15 protein-coding genes are annotated in these 21,703 nt (G+C 70.9%); 9 read left to right on the top strand and 6 right to left on the bottom strand.

Features of this window, described 5'->3' with window-relative positions:
- Positions 1–21: 21 nt before the first annotated feature.
- Complete coding sequence (locus ABZV42_RS27895) at positions 22–456, top strand: hypothetical protein (protein ID WP_355985956.1); 435 nt, start codon at positions 22–24, stop codon at positions 454–456.
- A 60-nt stretch (positions 457–516) separates the two neighbouring features.
- Here the strand turns inward: ABZV42_RS27895 and ABZV42_RS27890 are convergent, their stop codons facing one another.
- The 4 genes from ABZV42_RS27890 to ABZV42_RS27875 all read right to left on the bottom strand — a co-directional run bounded on the left by ABZV42_RS27890 (position 517) and on the right by ABZV42_RS27875 (position 7,817).
- Entirely contained in the window at positions 517–2,370 is a 1,854-nt protein-coding gene (locus tag ABZV42_RS27890) for a glycoside hydrolase family 76 protein (protein WP_355985954.1), read from the bottom strand.
- Between the two features lie 27 nt (positions 2,371–2,397).
- The gene (locus tag ABZV42_RS27885; protein WP_356054101.1) at positions 2,398–5,007 is read right to left on the bottom strand and encodes a DUF5127 domain-containing protein; all 2,610 of its coding nucleotides are present in this window, start codon (positions 5,005–5,007) and stop codon (positions 2,398–2,400) included.
- Positions 5,008–5,269: 262 nt separating this feature from the next.
- On the bottom strand, positions 5,270–6,583 hold the full coding sequence (locus ABZV42_RS27880; RefSeq protein ID WP_356054099.1) for a GAF domain-containing protein: 1,314 nt from the start codon (positions 6,581–6,583) through the stop codon (positions 5,270–5,272).
- A 436-nt stretch (positions 6,584–7,019) separates the two neighbouring features.
- A complete protein-coding gene (locus tag ABZV42_RS27875) occupies positions 7,020–7,817 on the bottom strand; it encodes an ANTAR domain-containing protein (RefSeq protein WP_355985948.1) in 798 nt (265 codons plus the stop codon).
- Between the two features lie 187 nt (positions 7,818–8,004).
- Here ABZV42_RS27875 and ABZV42_RS27870 point away from each other — a divergent pair, with 187 nt between their 5' ends.
- Together ABZV42_RS27870 and ABZV42_RS27865 are read left to right on the top strand one after the other, a co-directional pair.
- Positions 8,005–8,367 carry a helix-turn-helix domain-containing protein gene (locus tag ABZV42_RS27870; RefSeq protein WP_355985946.1) on the top strand — a complete coding sequence of 121 codons (363 nt, stop codon included), beginning with the start codon at positions 8,005–8,007 and terminating at the stop codon, positions 8,365–8,367.
- 370 nt (positions 8,368–8,737) lie between these two features.
- Entirely contained in the window at positions 8,738–9,406 is a 669-nt protein-coding gene (locus tag ABZV42_RS27865; protein ID WP_355985944.1) for a phosphoribosyltransferase, read from the top strand.
- 27 nt (positions 9,407–9,433) lie between these two features.
- On the opposite strand, the gene ABZV42_RS27860 is transcribed toward ABZV42_RS27865, so the two are convergent.
- Positions 9,434–10,324 carry a helix-turn-helix transcriptional regulator gene (locus ABZV42_RS27860; RefSeq protein ID WP_355985942.1) on the bottom strand — a complete coding sequence of 297 codons (891 nt, stop codon included), beginning with the start codon at positions 10,322–10,324 and terminating at the stop codon, positions 9,434–9,436.
- 429 nt (positions 10,325–10,753) lie between these two features.
- On the opposite strand from ABZV42_RS27860, the gene ABZV42_RS27855 reads away from it, so the two are divergent.
- Both ABZV42_RS27855 and ABZV42_RS27850 read left to right on the top strand, forming a co-directional pair.
- Positions 10,754–11,662: a zinc-dependent alcohol dehydrogenase family protein gene (locus ABZV42_RS27855; RefSeq protein ID WP_356054097.1), complete on the top strand. Its 909-nt coding sequence runs from the start codon at positions 10,754–10,756 to the stop codon at positions 11,660–11,662.
- 101 nt (positions 11,663–11,763) lie between these two features.
- Positions 11,764–12,177 carry a cupin domain-containing protein gene (locus ABZV42_RS27850; RefSeq protein WP_356054096.1) on the top strand — a complete coding sequence of 138 codons (414 nt, stop codon included), beginning with the start codon at positions 11,764–11,766 and terminating at the stop codon, positions 12,175–12,177.
- Between the two features lie 274 nt (positions 12,178–12,451).
- Here the strand turns inward: ABZV42_RS27850 and ABZV42_RS27845 are convergent, their stop codons facing one another.
- A complete protein-coding gene (locus ABZV42_RS27845; RefSeq protein ID WP_356054095.1) occupies positions 12,452–14,023 on the bottom strand; it encodes a hypothetical protein in 1,572 nt (523 codons plus the stop codon).
- Positions 14,024–14,106: 83 nt separating this feature from the next.
- On the opposite strand from ABZV42_RS27845, the gene ABZV42_RS27840 reads away from it, so the two are divergent.
- From ABZV42_RS27840 to ABZV42_RS27825, 4 genes are all read left to right on the top strand, one after another.
- Positions 14,107–15,858: an FHA domain-containing protein gene (locus tag ABZV42_RS27840; protein ID WP_356054094.1), complete on the top strand. Its 1,752-nt coding sequence runs from the start codon at positions 14,107–14,109 to the stop codon at positions 15,856–15,858.
- A gap of 116 nt (positions 15,859–15,974) precedes the next feature.
- The gene (locus tag ABZV42_RS27835; protein ID WP_356054093.1) at positions 15,975–17,579 is read left to right on the top strand and encodes a protein kinase; all 1,605 of its coding nucleotides are present in this window, start codon (positions 15,975–15,977) and stop codon (positions 17,577–17,579) included.
- A 37-nt stretch (positions 17,580–17,616) separates the two neighbouring features.
- On the top strand, positions 17,617–19,287 hold the full coding sequence (locus tag ABZV42_RS27830) for a hypothetical protein (RefSeq protein ID WP_356054091.1): 1,671 nt from the start codon (positions 17,617–17,619) through the stop codon (positions 19,285–19,287).
- A gap of 403 nt (positions 19,288–19,690) precedes the next feature.
- Complete coding sequence (locus ABZV42_RS27825; protein WP_356054089.1) at positions 19,691–21,439, top strand: fatty acyl-AMP ligase; 1,749 nt, start codon at positions 19,691–19,693, stop codon at positions 21,437–21,439.
- Positions 21,440–21,703 lie beyond the last annotated feature (264 nt).

Raw genomic sequence — 21,703 nt, 5'->3', positions numbered from 1 at the left:
GTTCAGGAAACCCATGAGTCCATGAACGATCACCACGACGTCCCCGCCCCGGCCCACCGGCGCCCCGACGGAGTCTCCGACACCACGGTGGAAGCCCTTGGAGCCCTGTCGAAGGCGCTGGAGACGACGGAACGCGCCCGGGGCAGGCTCTATGACTTCCATCAGCTCACCGGGAGCGCCGACCTGGAACTGGACCGTGCCGTCGGACTCCTTCGCGAGAGCGGTCACCCGGAATGGGCCGACCGCGTCGAACGGGAGATCCTGGGGCGCAACGTCATCCCCGGTCACTGGACGTTCCAGATCGTCGAGTCCTACAACTCCACCTACTACGAGCCGTTCAAGGACGTCGAGGCCGAGATCCGGGGCGCCCTGGCCGACGGCGTGGACCACGTCTACGAGGCCGAGATGAAGGAACGGCGCCGCACCCCCGGGCACCCGGACCACACGGCGTCGTGAACCCCGCCGTGGACTACCGTGCCGCATTCTGTTCGCGGTGGCCGGAGGGGTTACGTGGGGTCAGCCCGCCGCCAGCAGCGCGCTCAGGGCGGACGCCTGGGTGCGCCAGTCGCGGGTGTTGGGGTGTGCGGAGGGGCTGCCGCCTGACCAGCGTTGGCCAAGGCGGTTGAGGCTGTCGCGGTCGGCGGTCCAGACACTGTCGGCCTGAGTGGTGGCGAAGGCGAGGTAGCTGTCGCCGGTGACGGAGTCCAGGTCCTGGAGGTACCGCATGAAGACCCCCTTGAACTGTTTGGCGTTGTCGTCGCAGTCCGAGGTCGGTGCGTCGCAGGACTCGGTGAGAATGCCGGAGTTGACCAGCGTGGGGGAGGCGAGAGCGGCGTCGGCGAGGCGGCGCCCTGTGGCGAGCGCGGTGGCACCGCCCGTGGCCCGCCAAATTTCCACCGCGGCGCCGATCGCGAGCCCCTGGTTGTAGCTCCAGACGGTCTGGCCGTTGTTGGCGCAGCCGCTGGTGAGCCCGTCGTTGACCAGGCTGGAGGCGTTGACCATGCCGCTGCCCAGGAACCAGTTCCAGGCGGTGGTGGCCCGGCCGAGCCACACGGTGTCACCGGGCAGCCGGTTGTGCAGCGCGGCGGTGAGACGGACGTACAGCGTGTTGGTGATGGCGTTCTTGTACGTCCGCTCGCGGTCCCACCACACCCCGCCGCCGCAACTGCCGCTGTCCCAGAGGCCGTTGACGTAGCTCGCGATGGTGGCGGCCTCGTCGAGATAGCGGCTGTCGTGGGTGAGGTCGTAGGCGTCGATCCAGGCCAGTGCCCACCATTCGCTGTCGTCGGTGGAGCGGCTGATGAAGTCCCCCTCTATGGGGTCGGAGCTGCGCGCCCCGGCGGGGAAGGCCATCCGGTTGATCTGGAAGGTCCGCTCGACGATCCAGGTGTACCTGGTGTCGCCGCTCTGCCGCAGGTAGTCGATGACGGTGGTCAGCGCCACCGCGGAGTTCCACCAACTGGAGCGCCAGTAGGCCGTGGTGGGGTCGTACGAGTACATGAGCGCGTCGGCCGCGGCGGCCGCGCGGGTGGTCGCCGGCCGGGCCCAGGCGGTGCAGCTGCCGTTCTGGCCCTCCACCGCGCGGCCGCAGGCCCGCACCGCCCCGCCGTAGAGGCGGCCCAGCGGATCGGTGGTGCTGAAGCGCGCGGTGCCGGTTCCCGTCGCCCCGGCGGGTACCGGCAGCCGTCCGAGCGAGGATCCGTCGGGCCAGCTCGCGCCGCCGTCCCAGGAGCGGTCCAGCCACACCTCGTCGCCCGCCCGGCCGCCGGCCAGGGTCGCCCAGGCCATCCCGGCACTGTCGGTGTGCAGGGCGATGGTGCGTCCGGCGAGGGTGGCGGGGGACACCGGCCGACTGTCGCCGGGGGCGGCGCCCCCTCCGTCGCAGGTTGCCGCGCAGACGGCGGTGTGCGCCCACGACGTACAGGCGACGCCTTGGGCGTCACCGCAGGCTCGCAGCAGGCCGCGCCGGTGGTTGCCGGGGTCGTAGAGGTTGTACATCAGGGTCCGGGTACCGGTCCACGTCGCCGGGACGGCCGCCTTGCCCAGCAGCCCCTCCCAGGTGGCACCGCCGTCCCAGGAGCGGTCCAGCCATACGGCGTCATTCGGCGTCCCACGGTCGATGCTCGCCCAGGCCATGCCCTCGGCGTCGTCGACGTGCAGTCGCAGCAACCGGCCGTTGAGGTTCACGTCGGGTACAGGGAAGGTCTCCTGAGTGGCCCGCGACGGGTCCAGGGTGTCGCAGTACAGGGAGCAGACCGCGGCCGACGCCACCGGCTGCGGCGCGGCCCCCATCGCCTCGGTCCGGCCCGCCACGAGCAACAGCGAGACCAGCGCCAGCAGCAGGATTCTGGGAAGGGTGTGCACGGACATGGCTGGTCCTCCTGACAGCACTGGGTTCTACAGGAACCGCCACAGGTGGTCGGCGGTGCCGTTGTCCTGCCACTGGGTGACCTGGGCGGCGTCCGCGCCGGACATTCCGTCGACGGCGAGCAGCTTCCCCGAGCGGACGTTCACGATCTTCGACCAGCCGTCGCCGTCGTCGACGATCCGCCAGACGTGGTCCGGGGTGCCGTTGTCCTGGTACTGCTGCACATGGGCGCCGTCGTCCAGGCTCTGGTCGTGCACCGCCAGCACCTTGCCACTGTTGCGGTTGACGATCCGCACGCTGCCGTCGCCGTTGTCGATCAGTGTCCACAGATGGTCGGCGGTGCCGTTGTCGGCGTACTGGGTGACTTCGGCGGTGTCGGCCAGGGACATCCCGGAGACGGCCAGCACCTTTCCCGAGTTGCGGTTCTGGATCCGCCGCCAGACGGTGCCGGAGGCGGCCGGGGGCAGCAGGAGCGCGAATACGCCGCCGACCACGGCCCGGTCGGCGAAGCCCCGCTGGTCGGCGGTGGCGACGACGTACCAGTCGGTGAAGGGGGCCCGCTGGGCGGTGCTGGTGGCGAAGTCGTACACGCCGTTGACCAGGGTGTCACGGGTGGCGGGGTGATCGGCGAGCCAGGCCGCCGTCCACAGCTCCCAGTCGGCCTTCGTGTAGTCGTTGCGCGGGTCGAGGACCACTCCGTACGTCCCGGCGTGCGCCGAGTACCAGGACGCCTCGCGTGCGGTCGTGCCCAGCGGCACCAGGTCCAGGCCGAGCAGCCGGTCGGGGAAGCCGTTGTACTTCAGACTCCAGGTGCCGTCCTGGTCGTAGGCGAGCTTGAGGTGACTTCCCGAGGAGTCCTCGGAGAGGGTCGTCCAGCGGCTGACGCAGCCGCGGGCCAGTGCGGAGTAGCGGGCCGCGTCGCCGGTGTCGCCCGCGGCGGTGGCGATGACGCCCATGGCGCCGATGCCGATGATGCCCTTGAGTGCCAGGTTGGAGCTGTGGGCGATGAAACCGGTGAAGTCGTCGGTCTGGTTCTGATAGCCCGGGTCCAGAGCGTTGGCGGAGAGGTACTCGGTCCACTGGCGCAGGATCGGGTAGTGCGCGCGGGCGAAGTCCGCCGCGTCGGCGGCAGGCAGCCGCTGGACGACCGCGGCGGCCATGATGAGCATGTTGGCCGACTCCTCGACCGGCATGGATTCCTCGTTGCCGTCGTTGTGGCCGTCCGCGTTCGGATAGAGCCTGCCCAGGTCGTGCTCGGCGAAGGTGTTGGGCCAGCCGCCGTGCTCCGGGTAGTCCAGCAGCGGCTCCAGCAGCATCCGCAGATAGGCGGGGGAGAGGTACAGGTACACGGGGAACGTCGGATAGACCACGTCCACGGTCGACATGTTGCCGCTGGAGGAGATCTCCTTCTGGAACGCCCAAGGTTTTCCGCCCCGGTCCACCAGTTCGGCACTGCCCACCGCCTGACGCAACGCCAGGGCGCACACCGCGGCGTAGTGCTCACCCGTGGTGCCACCGCCCGCGGCGGCTACGGCATCGTCATGGATGCGCCGGTCGAGGGCGATGGCGGCGTCCGACGCGGCGGCATGATCCGCGTCGAACCAGTCGACCATGTCGGCCCAGGAATCCCAGTAGCGGGTCCACCAGGGCTGGAGCTGGGTGCCGAGGTAGCTCACCGCGGGCGTGCGGACATGGCCGAGGGCAAGGGTGAACGCGGCCGAGGGCGCGTCGGGGCCCACGGTGCCGAAGTCCCGGTTGAAGCCCAGTACCGGCCAGCGGTCGTCGATCGCCCGGGGCCGGTCGCCGTCCGCGGTGTCGGCGAGGCGTCCGCCGCTCGCCGAGGCGGCACGCACCACCGTGTCCTGCCCGATCTGCCAGCTGGTGCCCGTACCCGTGAGGGCCGCGAGCACCAGCCGCCCCCACGCGGCCTGGTCGCCGTTCTCCTGGAGGACCGCGGGGGAGGCGGGCTGGGCGCTGAGGACGGTCATCCGGCCGGACTGCTGCTGCGCCCAGGTGATGGGGGTGCCGCTGCTGCCGTGCACCCACTCGCCGGAGACGTCGACATGCACGTCGACGCTGTGAGCCCGCCCGTCGTTGCTCGCCGCCTCCACGGTGACGTAGCTGAGCGGCACCGACTGGCGCTGGAGGTTGCCCAGGTCCACCGGGGAGAAGAAGGTGACGGTCAGGGTCACCCCGCCGCCGCTGAGGGTGTAGATGGAGCGGGTGGCGGTGAGCTGGAGCGAGAGCTGCTGCATCGTGGTCAGGGTGGGGCCACCCGGGAGCGCCGGGGATCCTGCGAAGACGTACGCCGTGCCGTCGATCCTGGCCAGGCCGCACAGGGCGGTGACGCGGCCGTTCCAGAAGGTGGCCCAGGTCCCGGCCAGATTGTCCGCGGGCACCCACGTGGAGAGGTAGGGCGAGCGCACGGCCAACGGGACCGCGGGCGGGCGCAGGGGGCTGAACGTGGATGCGGCGAGGGCTCTCGGCGACGGGGCCGGAGGACCGTCGGAAGGTGTGGTGGCCCGAGCCTGCGCGGTGAACAACCCGTCGGTGGCCGCGGCTGCGGCCAGTGCGCCACTCCACCGCAAGAGCGCGCGACGGCCGGGACCCGAGCTGCCGGGGTCTTCGGTATGCACCATGTGATCCGCTCTCCGATGCGTGGGGGACGGCGGACAGCCGTTCGGAGATATTCAGGTACTGGGACAGGGCGCGGCCGGTGATGAGGGAGCCGGCCTTTCTAACGTTGCAAAGGGTTGTCCCGAACGGCATGACACCACCAGAGACCTGTCATGTCTATGTCTACGACGGAAAATCGCCCGCCGGGCCGGCAGGGTGGCGCGGATCACGGGTCGCAGGCACCGGCACCGGCAAGGTGAGGCTCGATGCCGAGCGCCCGTCGTGTCAGGCGTGGGCGTGCAGATACTCCAGGGCGTCCAGGACGACCGTTCGCCGGTACCAGGAGCGCCAGCGCGCCAGGTCGTCCGCGAGGGTCTGAAGTGCCGTCCGCTGTACGGGGGTCAACCAGGGCCCGGGCCGGGCGTGATGGACGGTGATGACGCCCACGCACGCGCCGTCCTGGGCCAGGGCGGGCACCGCGTACAGGGCGCGGCTGCCGGCGGCCAGGGCGGCGCGGCCTTCATCGGCCGTGGCGAGGGCGGCATCGGCCAGGATGTCCGCGACGAGGACGGGCTGTTCGAGAAGGCGGGCCCGCGCGCACAGGGCGGGTGTGCCGTTGACGTGTGCCACGTGATCGCGGTAGGCGGCGTCGAGCCCCGCGTGGGATTCGAGGACGAGCGCCCGCAGGGCCCGGTCGACCAGGTGCACTTCGGCGCCGTCCGCGCACGTGATGGTGACGACCTCACCGACGAAGGTGCGCAGGAGCCTGCGCCGGTCGTATGCCCCTTGCTCCAGGGTGTCGAGCAGGTCCCAGGAGGGCGGGGGAGTGCGGAGACGCCCGGGGAACCAGTCGCGGGAGCGTTCGGTCGGGGACGGGGCGGTCACGACGGCGGAGGCGAGGATGCGCAGCGGCACGTTGTGGTGCTGGGAGGCTTGGCACATCAGCTCGAAAGCGGCCTGGAAGTCGGCCAGGGCATAGCGTTCGAGGAGGATTCCCTGGGCCATTCCGATGACGGCGCTGGTACGGGCCTTGGCACGCAGACCGAGCACGTCTTCCGACTGGTCCTGCTCCTGGTCCGACTGGTCTTGGTCCGCTTCCTGGTCCGACCGGTCCTCGTCCGACCGGTCCTCGTCCGACCGGTCCTCGTCCGCCTCCGCCGTTGCGCCGGACCCGCGTAGACCGCGTGGACCACGTAGACCGTGTGGAGTGGTGTCGGGCAGTGCTGCCAGGGCCGCGTCGAGGGTCGGGTGGACGCGCAGACCGGGAGCGGGCGCGAGGGTGAAGATCTCCTGGACGTGTGGGGTTGCGGCGATCACCAGAACCGGGTTGTCGGACAGGTGGCGTGTGTGGGTGTCCAGGACGCGGATGCCGGCCGCGCTCAGCAGCCTCAGGCCCGTCAGATCCAGGATGAGGCGTCGCTGCTCCGGCACTGTCGCCCGAAGGCGGGAGGCCAGCTCGCGGGCGAGTGCGGTGGCGCCCTCGGTGTCGAGGATGCCGGACAGGCACAGTACGTCCACGCCGTCGGTCACCCGCCGCACCCGGAGTGTCGCGTTCGGTTCCCGGTGACCGCCACGCGGAGTGACCGTTTCCTGTGACATGCGGCCAGTCCCTTCTGCGGATTTCGGCCGCTGTCCGCCCGTTTTTCCAGCTTCGCCCGGTGCGGGGTAAAGAGCAAGAACCAATGCCGTACTCGGCCTGAAGCGTCCCTCGTGAAGCCCTCTCGGGGCCGTCGCGTGAAGGCGCGGCCCTCTACGGGGCCGTCGTGAAGGGTCGGAGTGACCATGGAGGTCCGGCCCAGCGGCAAAGAGACGTCCGGACCGGCAACAAAGAGGCGTCCGGATCAGCAACTGAGAAGGGAATGACGCGGGGGCCGGGTGCGCACTGACTGTCACGTGTGCGCCGTGTGCGACGTGTGCGCGCTGACTGTCACGTGTGCGACGTGCGCGATGTGCGCCCGGGCGGAGGACCGTCCGGACGACGTTCGTTGAACACTCCCCGTCCGGGGACCGTGTCGCCGAGCTCGGTGAGCACCCCTCAGGGTGCAAATTCAGATCCCTCGTCTTCTGGCGTGGACCGCGCGCCGAACGGGGCCGCGTCCTCGCGCGGCTGCCCGTCCTCCGCCACCGTCCCTGCCTCGGCTACCGTCTCCGCCACTGTCCCCACCTCCGCCACCGCCTCTGCGAGCGCCGACACGGCTGCTGCCAGGTGCTGTTGCACGGGTGTCGGGAGTGCTCCTCCCTGGACGGCGGTCGTCACCAGTTCACCCGCGACCAGGTGAAGCTTGATGTTCGTGTTCTGGGAGACGCTGACCAGCACGTCCCAGGCGTCCTCGGCGCGGAGCCCGAAAGAAGCCATCAGGATGCCCCGGGCCTGGTCGATGACGGGCCGCGTCCGCATGGCACGGCGAAGCTGTACGACCTCGCTGCGCAGTGCCTCCTCCTCGTTGTCCAGGGCATGCTCCCCTTGCGTGCGGCTCTCGGTGTCGGGCCGGACCGGTCGACGGGCATGGGCGGGTCGTGTCGTGTCGTGCGAGGTGAACAGCGGAAGGGTCCCTGTCGCGCTCAGCAGCCGCCGCACCGCGGAGCCGGCAGACCGGATCGTGAGGGTCTTGTGGGCGTCCAGGGCGTGCCGCCTGGCGGCGATCAGGACGTTCAGAGCCGAGCAGTCACAGGTGGCGCCGCTCAGGTCGAGATCCACGCCCTGGGCGCTGCTGTCGACGGCCTGGAGGAGCGCTGCTTTCAGCGCCTGGTTCGTACCGAGACCGAGCTCGCCGCAGATCGTGACGAGGATGCGTCCGCTCTGGCACAGCACATCGATCGTCAGCTCCCGCAACGCGGGGTCGTAAGACCTTGATGCGTGCATTGGATCCTGCCCTGGGTGAGGCGGCGCCGGAGACCTTGAGTCCGGCTGATGGATGTACTCCTCCTTCAGGTTGCGTCCTCACGCATCACACGTCAACAGATACCGGAAAACTATTTCATTCTTTTGGATGCGTGAATAAGAGCTCTATGCTGAGGGGATGGTAGAAGTGCCTGAACCGCATACAGGGTGGACCTTTCTCACCAGCCACGCCCGTGTGCTGGCCGCGATCGCCCAAGATCACAGCACCCGCATCCGTGACATCGCCGCCCGCTGCCGGCTCACCGAACGCGCGGTCCAGAAGATCATTTCCGATCTGGAGAGCGGCGGATACCTCACCCACACGCGCGAGGGCCGGTCCAACGCGTACCGCATCACGTCGGGGACCATCCTGCGTCACCCGGCGGAAGAGGGACTTTCCGTGGCGGAGCTGCTGAAACTGCTGGCCAGCCATGACGCCAGCCGTCAAGAAAATGTCGACGGTGGCCATAGCGACCTTGAGCGCGAGGACGCCGGGCGGTAAAGCCGCCGGAGGCTTCGGTCGGTTTGAGGCCGTGACGACGTGAAACACGACAACTGGGCGCAAGTGGCCCATCGAGCCGGGGCTCGAGTTGGGAGCGCAGCTGAGTCCTGGCTCGCCTTGCCGGGCGCAGACGGGCACCGTCCTCCATGCCGGTACTTCGGTCGTCGTCGGCGGGACACGGCCGACCGGAAGGTATCCCCTGCCGGTCTCCCCGTTCTCCTGAGGAGACCGAACGAGACCGGACGCGACCGGACGCGACGGGACACGACCGGACACGACCGGAGAAGACCGGAATGGACCCGGGGGTCTAAGAAGACCGGGGGATCGAAAGAACTGGGGGAGACCGGGGGAGAAAGGCGGACACGAGGCGATGCGATTCGTTGACCGTCGGCAAGCCGGGGAGCAACTCGGGCGCCGCCTGATGGAGCAGCCATCCGAATCCCAGGGCAGCCTTCCCCATCCCTTCGTCCTCGCCCTGCCCCGTGGCGGTGTACCAGTCGCCGCCGAGGTTGCCCGGGCTCTCGAGGCGCCACTGGATGTGCTGGTCGTACGGAAGATCGGCGTGCCCGGTCGGCCCGAGACGGGCATCGGGGCGATCGTGGGCGACGACCCGCCGCTGTTCGACCAGCGGGCACTGGGGATGCTCGGCCTGACCGAAGACCAGCTGGCACCGGACGTCGCCCGTGAACGCGCGGAACTGAAACGCCGCGCGCTGCTGTACCGGGGTGACCGGCCCACGGCCGACGTCCACGACCGCTGCGTGGTCGTCGTCGACGACGGCTTGGCCACCGGCGCCACCGCACGCGCCGCTCTGCGCCACCTGCGCCGGCTGGAACCCGCCCGGCTCATCCTCGCCGTGCCCGTCTGCGCTCCCGGGACCGCCACCGGCATGCGTTCGGAGGCCGATGATGTCGTCTGGCTCCGGCAGCCGCCGGACTTCGGGGCGGTCGGCTACTGGTACGACGACTTCGAGCAGGTGAGCGATGCCGAGGTCATCGAGATCCTGGACCGGCACAGGACCTCGGCACACCGAGTGTGAACGGCGGGCGGCCGCCGGCAGGCTCCTTCAGGTGGTGGGGTGCCGCGCTGCCGGGCTGATGTCCTCCGTGGCGGCCAATGAGGCCAGTAGGCGCAGCCCCTCTTCCGAGGGGGAGCCGGGTTCGGCGATGTACACGGTCATGCTGAGTCCGGGTTCGGCTGCCAGGTCCAGGGACTCGTAGGCGAGAGTGAGGTCGCCGACCTCGGGATGGCGGAACCGCTTGGTCCCCGTACCGTGGCGGCGGACGTTGTGGGCGCCCCAGCGGGAGCGGAAGTCCTCGCTGCGGGTGGACAGTTCTCCGACGAGGTCGTGCAGATCCTTGTCGTGAGGGTCGCGACCCGCCTCGCGGCGCAGGATGGCCACCGCCATGTCGGCGAACAGATCCCAGTCGGGGTAGAACCGGCGGGAGGCCGGGTCGAGGAACTGGAAGCGGGCCAGGTTCCGCTGATCTTCGGGGCCCGCGAAGAGGTCGGTGTAGAAGGCACGGGCGAGCCGGTTGGCGGACAGGATGTCCATGCGGCCGTTGACCACGACCGCCGGCCCCGCTGTGATCGCGTCGAGGGTCCATTGCAGGCTGCGGTGCGGGGTCCACGGCTGGCTGGTGGAGCGGCGCCGGGGGCGGGTGAGAGCGTCGGAACCGTCGGCGGCCCGCGCCAGGTTCAGCAGGTGGGCCCGTTCGGTGTCGTCCAGCCGCAGCGTTCTCGCGACGGCTTCGAGTACGGCGGGGGAGGCGCCCGCCAGGTTGCCCCGCTCGAGTTTGGCGTAGTACTCGACGCTCATGTCGGCCAGCGCGGCGACCTCGCTCCTGCGCAGTCCCGGCACGCGCCGCCGGGATCCGGCAGGCAGGCCCGCCTGCTCCGGAGTGATCTTCGCTCGCCGCGAGGTGAGGAACTCGCGGACCTCCTCACGGTTGTCCATGTCTTCGACCGTACGGCTTGCCCGGCGTGGGAGGGATGTACTGCCGGTACACCTTTCGCCGGTGACTCGTCAGCCGACGTCATGAGCGGTTACCTGGAGGAGGCACCACGTCGATCGGCTCCACCGGGAACGGCACCACGTCGATCGGCACCACCTGGGACGGCACCGCCGTCGCGACGGGTACGTACCCGGCCGGGCGGCCCGCGAAGGACGACGGCACGCTCGACGCGCACCCGATTCCTCCCGCCCCCGGACTACGGCGGCCCACAGTCAGCCCCCCTGGCCGCCCGCCCCTCCAACGAACTTTTAAGGACTTCCCCCATGCACGGAGCAGTGATCCACGCCCCCGGCGATGTGCGCTTCGAGACCCTGGACGACCCGAGGATCCTCAAGCCGACGGATGCGATCATCCGCACGGCCGTCACCTGAGTGTGCGGCTCCGACCTGTGGCCCTGGCGAGGGCTGGACACGACCGACGAGGCCCACCCCATGGGCCACGAGTACGTCGGCTTTGTCGAGGAGGTCGGAGCCGAGGTCACCACGCTCAGGCCCGGGCAGTTCGTCGTCGGCTCGTTCGCGACCTCGGACAACACCTGTGCCAACTGCCGCAACGGATGGCAGTCCAACTGCCTCGACCGCGAGTTCATGAGCACCTGCCAGGCCGACTACGTGCGCATCCCCAATGCCCAGGGCACCCTGGTCGCCACCGACGAGCACCCGGGCGAGGAGTTGTGGCCCAGCCTGCTCGCCGTCTCCGACGTGATGGGCACCGGCTGGTACGCCGCCGAAGCCGCCGAGGTCCGGCCCGGCTCCACCGCTGTGGTGGTGGGCGACGGCGCGGTCGGCCTGTGCGCGGTGATCGCGGCGAAGGAGATGGGCGCGGAGCGCATCATCGCGATGAGCAGGCACGAGTCCCGCGGCCGGCTCGCCCTGGAGTTCGGTGCCACCGACATCGTCACCGAGCGCGGCGACGAGGGCATTGCCCGGATCAAGGAGATGACCGGCGGCATCGGCGCCGACTCGGTGCTGGAGTGTGTCGGCACCGCACAGGCCATGCGGCAGGCGTTGCACTCCACGCGACCGGGCGGCAACGTCGGGTTCGTCGGCGTCCCGCACGAGGTCTCCGTCGATGGCCAGGAACTCTTCTTCTCCCACGTCGGGCTGCGTGGCGGCCCCGCTCCCGTGCGCCGCTACCTGCCCGACCTGATCGGCCGCGTTCTGTCGGGGCGGATCGACCCGGGCAAGGTCTTCGACCTCACCCTGCCCCTGGAGCAGGTCGCCGAGGGCTACAAGGCGATGGACGAGCGCCGCGCCATCAAGGCCCTCCTCAAGCCGTGACGGCCGCGCCGCGACCTGTCCGCGGACACGCCGTCCTGGCGATCCGAAGGATGAGCGACCGGCCCCATACGCACACGAAGCCCACAGAGAAGGAAACGACCTTGCAGATCACCCGTAGTTCGATCAACACCGTCAAGGGTCCCGCCGACTGGTTCACCGGCGATGTCTACATCGACGCCGTCGCCGCGGCACCTTCTCCGTCACGGGTCAGCGCCACCCTGGTGCACTTCATGCCGGGCGCGCGGACCCACTGGCACCGCCACCCGCTGAGCCAGACCGTCTTCGTCACCGAGGGGGTCGGTCTGTGCCAGCGGCGGGGCGGGCCGATCGAGGTCATCCGGCCTGGCGACCGCGTCCTGTTCGAGGCCGACGAAGAGCACTGGCACGGCGCCGCGCCGAACCGGCTGATGGTCCACCTGGCCATCAACGAGGCGGACGCCGACCATGCCGTCGTCCACTGGCTGACCCCCGTGACCGACGAGGAGTACGCCGCCGCCCCGGCCACCGACTGGTGACCACGGTCCGCCGGGCGCCGCGCCGTACGTCAGGCGCCGAGCCGTAACCCGGGTCGGAGACGCGATCAACCTGGCGACCGGCGAGGGCCCCGGTAACTTCCTGGGCCATGAGGAGGCTCGGGAGCAGCAGTGACGTTCGGCAGCCGCCTCAGCGTCCCCTGGACGCCGGGGGCGGGTGCGTCGGCCGGATAGTCCCCGAGTTCGCACAGAGGGACACACGTGGCTCCATCCGATCGCAACGTCAGGGGACACGATCAACCGGAAGGCCGTCGCTTCAGGGAGTGATCCCTGCTCGCAGCCTTGCGCGGGTCATGCCATGCCCCTTATAACCGTCCGTGCAGGCATCGGTGGGGGTGGCCGGAACAGGCGGTCCGCCGCCGGCCAAGGGGGACCCTCGACTCCGCCGGGATCGGCACCAGCCCACGCCAGAACGACGGAGACCCGAGACATGACCGAAAACGCCTTCCGCGACGCCCTGACCCGCCTCGCTGTCGACCCGGCCTTCAGGGCCGAACTCGACGGCGACACCGGCGAGGTGGCACGAAGACTCGGCCTCACACCCGAGCAGGTCACCGAACTTTGCCGCCTCCGCGTCGATACCGGCACGTCCGGGGGACCGGCCGCTCTCGACCCCCGGCTGTCGAAGTCGTCCCTCTTCTTCGGGAGCGCCGCCCATGGGCCGGCGCACCATGATGTTCCGGCGGCCGACCACATGGCCGGTGACCACGTCTCCGGGGATCACATCGCGGCCGGGCATCTGTCTGCCGACGATTTGTCCGGCCCTCCTCGCCCCAGTGAGATACAGGGCGGCGGGGCGGGGCTCGATCTGACGGGTACGGGGGCGCGGAGTCTCCTTGGCAGCGGGCTGGGGCACGGCGTGCCCGGTGCCGGTGCTGGTGCCGGTGTCGACGGAGGTGGGTTCGGGGAGCTCGGCGGCTTTGGTGAGGCAGGGGGCCTGGGCGAGGCCAGCGGTCTCGGTGACCACTTCGGAGGCGGTGCCGAGGGCGGTTTCGGGGACTTCGGCCAAGGCTCCGAGGGGGGTTCCGGCGATCTCGGTGGCTTCGGTGGCTTCGGCACCGGATCGGATGGCGGTCCCGGTGGCTTCGGCAGTGGGTCTGACGGTGGCTTCGGGGGCCTCGGCGAGGGATCGGGCGGCGACTTCGGAGGCCTCGGCGGAGGCTCGGGCGGCGACTTCGGAGGCCTCGGCGGTCTGGGCGGGCACGGTTCCGGTGGCCTGGGCGGGGAGCACGGTGGCGGCCCCGGCGGCGGCTTCGGCGGCGACGGCGATTCCGGTCACTTCGGCCACGGCGGCATCTACGACCGCGGTGAGGGTGGTGACGGCGGCGGCGGGGGTGAAGGCGGCGGCGGTGACAGCGGGGGTGGTGACGGCGGCGGCAGCGGCGGGGGTGACAGCGGCGGCGGTGATAGCGGCGGTGGTGACAGCGGCGGCAGCGGTGGCGGGGACCAAGAGAACACCGGTCGTCGCCCCGGTGGCGGTGAGGGTGGTGGCGGCGACGGCGGAGGTGAAGGAGGCGGAGGCGGCGGCGAAGGCGGCGGTGGCGGGGACCAGGAGAACACCGGTCGTCGCCCCGGCGGTGGTGGTGAGCCCGGGGGCGGGGACGGTGGCGGTGGTGGTGGAGATCAGGAGAACACCGGTCGTCGGCCCGGGGGTGGTGGTGAACCCGGGGGAGGCGGCGACGGTGGCGGTGGTGGTGGAGATCAGGAGAACACGGGTCGCCGCCCTGGTGGAGGCGAGCCCGGTGGTGGCGAGGGCGGCGGTGGCCGCGAGGGGATCCGCGGCGGCGTGACGGCCCCAGGCATCGGCACCGGCGGCATCTCTACGCACCTTTCGCCCTCGGCCCCCGCCATCGACGGCGGCTTCGACGGTGGAACGCTCGCCAGCGGTTCCGGCGCGGGCTGAACCGCCCCATGCTCTGCCACGCATGCCGCGTCCACCTGCGGCGCGACTTCCCCTACTGCCTGCGCTGCGGCACTCTCCGCCGCGGCGCGGCACCGACGGCTTACGCGGCGCCCCAGTTGCGCGGCCTCGACGACCCCGCCCTCCTCGTCCCGCTCACCGGCCCGCTCACGACCCTGGGCCGGGGCGAGGACAACGACGTCGTGCTGCCCGACGGCAGTGTCTCGCGCCGCCACGCCCGGATCGTACGTACGGAGTCCGGCTTCCGGATCGAGGATCTGGACTCCTTCAACGGCACCGCGGTCGCGGGAGTCGACCTGCACGGCGGCGCGGCCCAACTCGCCGACGGCACGGAACTGTCCGTCGGCGACGTACGCCTGGTCTTCGAGCACCCCCGAGACGCCCGCATCGGTTCGCGCACGATGGTCGTCGCCACCCAGCAGACCCAACTCCCCACCGTCGTGGAGGATGAGGCGCCGGAGGCGAACGGACAGCTCACCGCGCGGCCCCGACGCCGTTCCGGCTGGGCGCTGAAGCAGGTGCCCACTGATCACGGCGCACCCCGCTGGGTGCTCAACAACACCCGCACCGGCGCGTATCTCGAGCTGGACGAGCGTGAGGCCTTCCTCTGGAACGCCATCGACGGCGAGAACACCGTACGGGACCTGCTGTTCGCGTACGCCGAGCGCTTCGGTGAACTCGCCCTGCCGCGCATCGAGTCGGCGCTGACCGCGTTCGAGCGCGCGGACCTGCTGCGCGGACTGCCCGGCCGACCGGAGGATACGGGTCGCAAGGGATGGCGGCGGGCAGGGCGCGCCCTGTACCGGGGGCTGCTGAAGCTGGAGATCTCGTTCCCCGGTCTCGACCGTGCCGTCACCCGCCTCTATCAGGCCTTCGGCTGGCGGCTGTTCACCCGTACAGGCGTGACGCTGGCCTGGCTGTCGGTCGCGGGCGGACTCGTCGCGTTCTTCGCCGCACAGAACGGGCAGCACCTGCTGGACTTCGGCGGAGCCGGCGTGCTGGGACCGGTGTTGCTGATCGCCGGATACGTGAGCGCCCTGGTCGTACACGAGTTGACGCACGCCCTGGCCGTGAAGTCGTACGGCCGCAAGGTGCGGCGCGGTGGCTTCCTGTTCATGATGGGCATGCCGTTCGCCTTCGTGGACACCAGCGACATGTGGTTCGGCACGCGCTGGTCGCGGGTAGTCGTGGCCCTGTCCGGACCGTTGTCGACCGCCGTCCTGGCCGGCTGGTGCGCGACCGGCGCGGCCGTACTGCCGGCCGGACCGGCTGCGGCGATCCTCTTCCACCTGGCCTTCGGGCTGTACCTGAACACCCTCTACAACTTCAACCCCCTGATGCCGCTGGACGGTTACCAGGCGCTGACCGACGCGCTGCGCGTGCCGCGCCTGCGCGAGGAGGCGAGCGCCTACTTCCGCGGCGGGCTCTGGCGGGACCTGCGTGCGGGCAACCGGCCCGGACCGCGTCAGACGGGCATGGCCGCGTACGGCCTCGCGGTCGTCGTCGGGACGTACGGCTTCCTGGCCCTCGCCCTGCTGGCCTGGCACTCCCGTATCGGCGACCTGCTGGACGGGCGGCTGGCCGAGCCCTGGGTCACGGTGATCGAGAGCGCCGTGGTCGCCATGGTCGCGTTCCCGGTGTGGGCGGCGCCGGTGCGGTGGCTGGCACGCCGGGTCCGACGCCGCCGTGGGGCGGCGCCGCCGCATGGCGCGGTCGGTGCGTCCTTGGAGGGCACCGCATGACAGAGCAAAGCCCCGACGGCACCCCGGGTCCGGAAGGCACCATGGGTCCGGAAGGCGCCATGGGTCCGGGAGGCGCCACGGGCCGCCCGGGAAGCACCAGGGGTGCGGAAGGCGCCATGGGCCGCCCCAGAACCACCAGCGGTCCGGAAGGCACCAAGGGCCCGGAGTGGACCGTGCCCGGTTACGACGTCGTACGCACCCTGGGCCAGGGCGGCGGAGGGCTGGTCGTACTTGCCCGGCACACCGCGACCGGCGTACCCGTCGCCGTCAAATACCTGAGCCAACACCTCTGCGGTGACCGGGAGTTCCTCGCCCGATTCCGCGCCGAGGCCCGGCTGCTCGGAGAGTTGCGGCACCCGTGCGTGGTGCGGCTGTACGAGTACGTGGAGACCCGCCGGGGTGCCGCGATCGTCATGGAGGCAGTGGACGGCGTCAGCCTGCGCCAACTCCTGCGCCGCCACGGCGCCACCGGCCCGGAAGCCGCCCTCGTCCTGCTCAAGGGCTCCCTCCAGGGACTCGGCGCGGCACACACGGCCGGAGTGGTGCACCGCGACTACAAGCCGGAGAACGTCCTGGTCCGCGCCGACGGCACCAGCGCGCTCGCCGACTTCGGCATCGCCGTACGCACCGGACGCGAGACCGAGGCCATGGGCACCCCCGCCTACATGGCGCCCGAACAATGGCGCGGCGAGCCGGCCGGGCCACCCGCCGACGTCTACGCCGCCACGGCCGTCTGCTACGAATGCCTCACCGGGCACCGCCCGTTCACCGCCGACGACGTGAACGCCCTCCTCCTCCAGCACCTGCGCGCGCCTGTTCCGTTGGACGACGTACCCCCGCCGCTGCGCGAGCTGCTGGCCAGGGGACTCGCGAAGGACCCGGCGGATCGACCGGCCATCGACGCCTTCCTCGCAGACCTCGAACGCTCCGCCACCGAGACCTACGGTGCCGACTGGGAGGAGCGCGGACGCCGCCGCCTCGCCGAACTCGCCACGCTGCTCGCGCTGTTGTTCCCGCTCACCACCGCCGCCACCCTCGACGTCCCGGCGCAGGCACTGACCCTGCTGGCCCGGCTGAAGCGCGGCGGCTGGAAGGCCGCGGCCGGAGCGGCGGCGCTCGCGGTCGTGGCGGGCGCGGTGACGTCCGCGACGGCCCGTCCGCACGACACGGCGACGACGGTAGCCAGTTCGGTGCCCTCCGGCGTTCCTGTAGCGTCGGGAGTCCCCGCCCCCTCGACGTCCGGCTCACCGGGCACAGCCACGGACCCGGTCACGCCGACCTCCTCCGACTCGCCGACAGGCAGCCCGTCGGAAGGGCCTTCGGCCGCCTCGCCCACCCCCACCACGGGCACGGCGGCACCACCGGAACCCACACCCGCCGCGACGTCCGAAGCCCCGACCGCGCCCACATCCGGCACGGTCTCGCTCACCATCGGCTCCTGGCAGCGCGGGCCGACCACGGGCACACTGATCGCCGCCGTCGGCGTCGACACCACGGGCACCGGTCCCTTGACCGTCACCGCGAACTACTACGTGGACACGCCCGCCGACCCCTACGGCTCCCAGAGCCGCAACCTGTCCGGCAGTACGCACTACGACGTGACCTTCGTGGCCGACTTCGCCAACCACCCTTGCCGGGGCACCTGGGTCGTCGCGCTGACCAGCACTCCGGCAGCCGCGGGCCAGCCGCGGACGGCGTCCTTGGACGCACCGCCGTGCTGAGGCACGACCCGGCGGCCGACCACGAGAACGGACCGACATGACGACAGCCCCCACGGTCGCCGGGCGCCCCCTGAGCGGTTGGTCGCGCACCACACGCCACGGCACCTGGCATGCCCTGCTCCCGGCCGGTTCCGGACAGCCACTCCTCGGCGCGCTCCGTATCGACCGAGCCCTGCTCGCCCCGGAGGGCGTCGGAGGACGGCTGGCGGCCGCCGTACTCGCCGTGGCGAAGCTCAGGCTGCCCGGAGCCCTGGGCACGGTCGACCTCGTCACGGAGGCCGACGACGTGTGGCTGATCAGCGCCCGCCCACCGGCACCTGCCCTCGCCGCCCTCCTGGATGCGGACGGACCACCACCGCGATCCGGAACGAGTTCCGCGCTGCGACCGGGACCGGACGCGGGGAGTGTCGCCGGCATTCTCAACGAGAGCGCGCAAACCCTGCTGGCCCTGCACGCGGCCGGACTGACCCATGGAGCACTCGACGCGGAAACGGTCGTCGTGGCACCGGACGGCATCGCCCAGCTCACCGAGGCCGCGCTGGGCCCGGTACTGGGCGACACAGTCGGCGCGGACCTCGCCTTTCAGGCCGACACGGCGGCGTGGGCCGCCCTCGCCCGTACCCTCACTGCCGCGTGGACCGAGCCCGGATCCCCCGCGGCCGACCTGTTCGCCCGCTGCGCTACGACGGCCGAGTCGGACGGACTGGCCGCAGCCCGTGCAGTGCTCGTCGCCGGGCGCGGAGTGCTCCCTCCGGACTTCGCGCGGCGAACGGCGCTACGGGCGGCGGTGGCCGCGACAACGCCGAACTTCGTACCGGCCCTGGTGCGGCCGCCGATCCTTGCAACGGCTCCGGCTCCGGCTCCGACAGCGGGGGCGGCAGCAGGGGCGGCAGTGGCTCCGGCTTCAACTCCTGCACCGGCTCCAGCTCCAGTCCCGCCTCCCGCTTCCGCTCCTACACCGGCTCCAGTTCCGGCTTCGGCTCCGGTTTCTGCTCCTGCTCCTGCCTCAGCCCCAACTCCCGCTTCGGCCCCAGTCCCAGTGACCGACGCGGTGGCCGTACCCGCCGTTCCTCTCGCGCCCGGCGACCAGGCCACCGTCCTGGGCAGGCGGGCCCGCATCGGTATGCCGCCGCGTTCGGTCGTATCTCCCGCATCTCCTGGATCGGCCGCGGCGGAGGCATCGGAGACGTCGAGCACATCGGACGCATCCGACGATGAGATCCTTCTTCGATTCGGCCCAGGTGTCCCGGTGGACGACCAGCCCGCGGCCTACCCCCAGGATCGCGCCGCACCCCGGCCCCACGTCCCCCGAAGGCGACGCGTCTGGAGTGCCACGGCCGTGCTCCTGACAGCGGTCGCCGCTGTCCTCTTCTGGCTGTCCCTGCGCCCCACGCCCGCTCTGACCGTCAGTGCCGTGCAAGTCCGTGCGCCCGCAGGACAGTTGCGCTGCGGCCAGACCGCGGACCTGGTCGGGGTGCTGACCACCGACGGACACGGTGGCCTTGTCACCTACCGGTGGCTGCGCGGAGACGGACGTGACTCCGGTGAGCTGGTGCACCTGGCTCCCCGTGGCGCCCGCCGGGTCACGGTCCACCTCCGCTGGACGGTTCGCGGTCCGGGCGCCTTCAGTGGCGTCGCGCGGCTGCGGATCCTGCACCAGCGGATCCCGGTCGAGGCGACGGGCTCTTTCAGGTATGTCTGCCGCTGACCCGCGGGCATGCCGACCCGGCCCTACGACCAATGCCGGTTCGCCCGAACGTTGTTCGGAGCGCGTGATGCGTCACACATGTCCCTCCTGAGCACCGCGCGCACCAGCCATTTCACACGGTTGACATGTGGTGACTGACTGTCAGATCGCCCAATTCCGTATTTAGTACCCGGGGTTACATCTGAGGGGTCGGTCGGACTTGCTACTGTGTTACTCGTTGGTAGCAATTCGAAGGGGGTCACGGGGAGTCGGCGCGAGCACTGCCGCCGCTTCCTGTGCGGATTGATCGAGACGGACGTTCTGGCAAGGGGGCCGGGCGTACGCGGCATCTGCGCGTGCCTATGACGCGGCCTTCGAACTCCAGACTTCTCGCTCACTCATCCGAACAGGTGAGACACCTCCCATGGCTCGTTCCCTGGTTGATTTGCTGACCGCGCACGCCTCTCTACAGCCCGACCGAACCGCCTACCGGTACCTCGTCACGGGGGACTCCGACGGAGAGATCCAGGACATCTCCTACGGACGGCTCGCCGAGCGGTCCCGTGCCGTCGCCGCCTGGTTGCAGGAGCGCGGCCTGGCCGGTTCCCGCGCCATGCTGCTGTATCCGCCCGGCATCGAATTCATCTGCGGCTACCTCGGCTGTCTGTCGGCCGGCGTCGTCGCCGTACCGGGCCTGCCCCCGCAGGGGCGGTCACAGAACCACCGTGCCCTGCTCCGGATGAAGCGCCTGATCGCCGACGCCGACGCAAAGGTGATCCTGGGCGGCCGCGAGGTGATCGAGGCCCTCGCCACCATGTCGGAACACCTGCCCGAACTGGCCGAGATCACCTGCGTCGCGACCGAAGACATCCCCGACGCGGCGGCCGGTTCCTGGCGCGAACCGGACCTGACCGCAGACTCGGTCGCCTTCCTCCAGTACACCTCCGGGTCCACCTCCGCCCCGCGCGGGGTGATGGTGACCCACGGGAATCTGATGGACAACGAGCGGGTCATCACGGAGCGGATGGGTCACACTCCCGACGTGATCGAGGAGTACGGCCATGAACTCTTCGTCAGCTGGCTGCCCGTCTACCACGACATGGGCCTCATCGGCCCGGTCCTGAACGCGGCCTACCTCGGCGTGACCGCCACACTCTTCTCCCCGCTGCACTTCCTGCAACGCCCCGAGCGCTGGCTGACCGCCATCAGCCGGTACCGCCCGCACACCAGCGGCGGCCCCAACTTCGCCTACGAACTGTGTCTGAAGCATGCCACGCCCGACCTGCTCGACGGCCTCGACCTGAGCCGTTGGAAGGTGGCCTTCAATGGCGCCGAACCGGTACGGGCTGCGACCCTGCGCCGGTTCACCGAGGCCTTCAGCCCGGTCGGCTTCCGCCGTGAGGCCCTGTATCCCTGCTACGGCCTGGCGGAGGCCACGCTGATCGTCACCGGCAGCTCGGTGAACGCCCCGCCCACCCTGGCCGCTGCCACCGGCGCCGGTGGAACCGGTCCGCATGCCGGTGCGGAGGTGGCCAGGCCCACGGACGGGGCAGCGGTCGGGTCCGGCCGGCCCGGCCCCGGCATCACCGTGGTCATCGCCGACCCCGAACGGCAGGAGGAACTGCCCGAGGGCGAGGTCGGGGAGATCTGGGTCTCCGGAGCGAGTGTCGCCAAGGGGTACTGGCGCAACGCGCTCGCCACCCGGGAGACCTTCCGGGCCACCCTCGGCGGTCGCGAGGGCCGCTTCCTGCGCACCGGCGACCTCGGATTCCTGCGGGACGGCGAACTCTTCGCCACCGGCCGTCTCAAGGACCTGATGGTCATCGACGGACGCAACCACTACCCGCAGGACCTGGAACTGTCCGCCGAGATGTCCCACTGGGCGCTGCGGCCCGGCTGCACCGCAGCCTTCTCCGTCGACGGCGGAGGCGAGGGCGAGCAACCCGTCGTCGTTGCCGAGACGGCACCGGAGGGGGTGGGCGAGTCCGAGAAGATCATCGATCTGATCCGCGGTGCGATCGGCGAGGCGCACGGTCTGCCCCTGCGAGATGTCGTGCTCGTCCATCCCGGCACCATCCCCAAGACTTCCAGCGGGAAGATCCAGCGTCGTGCCTCCCGGGCGGCGTATCTCGACGGCACGCTCTCCCTGGTCGGCGGACCCGCGACAGGATGACCGGATGCGTGCGGCGTGCCCACGCACCGTCGGCGGCCCAACTGTGGCCTCGGGTAGCTCTGTTGCCCGGCCGCAGGCCACCGGCAGCGTGGCCGGGCGTCAGCGGTACGGGTTCGTGACGCGCTCGTACAGCCACCGCAATCCGCCGCACGCCAACCAAGTCAACCGTCTGCCGTTGCCCGTTGCCCGTTGCCCGTTGCCCGTTGCCCGTTGCCCGTTGCCCGTCGTGCGTCGCCCGTCGTGCGGCGGCGGTAAGTCGTACGT

This window comes from Streptomyces sp. NPDC005281, assembly GCF_040607495.1.
In the GTDB taxonomy this organism is placed as follows: domain Bacteria; phylum Actinomycetota; class Actinomycetes; order Streptomycetales; family Streptomycetaceae; genus Streptomyces.
Note: the sequence above shows the minus strand (reverse complement) of the source record. Positions and strands in the feature narration are given on the sequence as shown.

Excerpts from the sequence above, each read along its gene's own strand:
- ABZV42_RS27895 (WP_355985956.1), top strand. The coding sequence starts at position 22 with ATGAACGATCACCACGACGTCCCCGCCCCGGCCCACCGGCGCCCCGAC.
- ABZV42_RS27890 (WP_355985954.1), bottom strand. The coding sequence starts at position 2,370 with ATGTCCGTGCACACCCTTCCCAGAATCCTGCTGCTGGCGCTGGTCTCG.
- ABZV42_RS27885 (WP_356054101.1), bottom strand. The coding sequence starts at position 5,007 with ATGGTGCATACCGAAGACCCCGGCAGCTCGGGTCCCGGCCGTCGCGCG.
- ABZV42_RS27880 (WP_356054099.1), bottom strand. The coding sequence starts at position 6,583 with ATGTCACAGGAAACGGTCACTCCGCGTGGCGGTCACCGGGAACCGAAC.
- ABZV42_RS27870 (WP_355985946.1), top strand. The coding sequence starts at position 8,005 with ATGGTAGAAGTGCCTGAACCGCATACAGGGTGGACCTTTCTCACCAGC.
- ABZV42_RS27865 (WP_355985944.1), top strand. The coding sequence starts at position 8,738 with ATGCGATTCGTTGACCGTCGGCAAGCCGGGGAGCAACTCGGGCGCCGC.
- ABZV42_RS27860 (WP_355985942.1), bottom strand. The coding sequence starts at position 10,324 with ATGGACAACCGTGAGGAGGTCCGCGAGTTCCTCACCTCGCGGCGAGCG.
- ABZV42_RS27840 (WP_356054094.1), top strand. The coding sequence starts at position 14,107 with ATGCTCTGCCACGCATGCCGCGTCCACCTGCGGCGCGACTTCCCCTAC.
- ABZV42_RS27835 (WP_356054093.1), top strand. The coding sequence starts at position 15,975 with ATGGGCCGCCCCAGAACCACCAGCGGTCCGGAAGGCACCAAGGGCCCG.
- ABZV42_RS27830 (WP_356054091.1), top strand. The coding sequence starts at position 17,617 with ATGACGACAGCCCCCACGGTCGCCGGGCGCCCCCTGAGCGGTTGGTCG.
- ABZV42_RS27825 (WP_356054089.1), top strand. The coding sequence starts at position 19,691 with ATGGCTCGTTCCCTGGTTGATTTGCTGACCGCGCACGCCTCTCTACAG.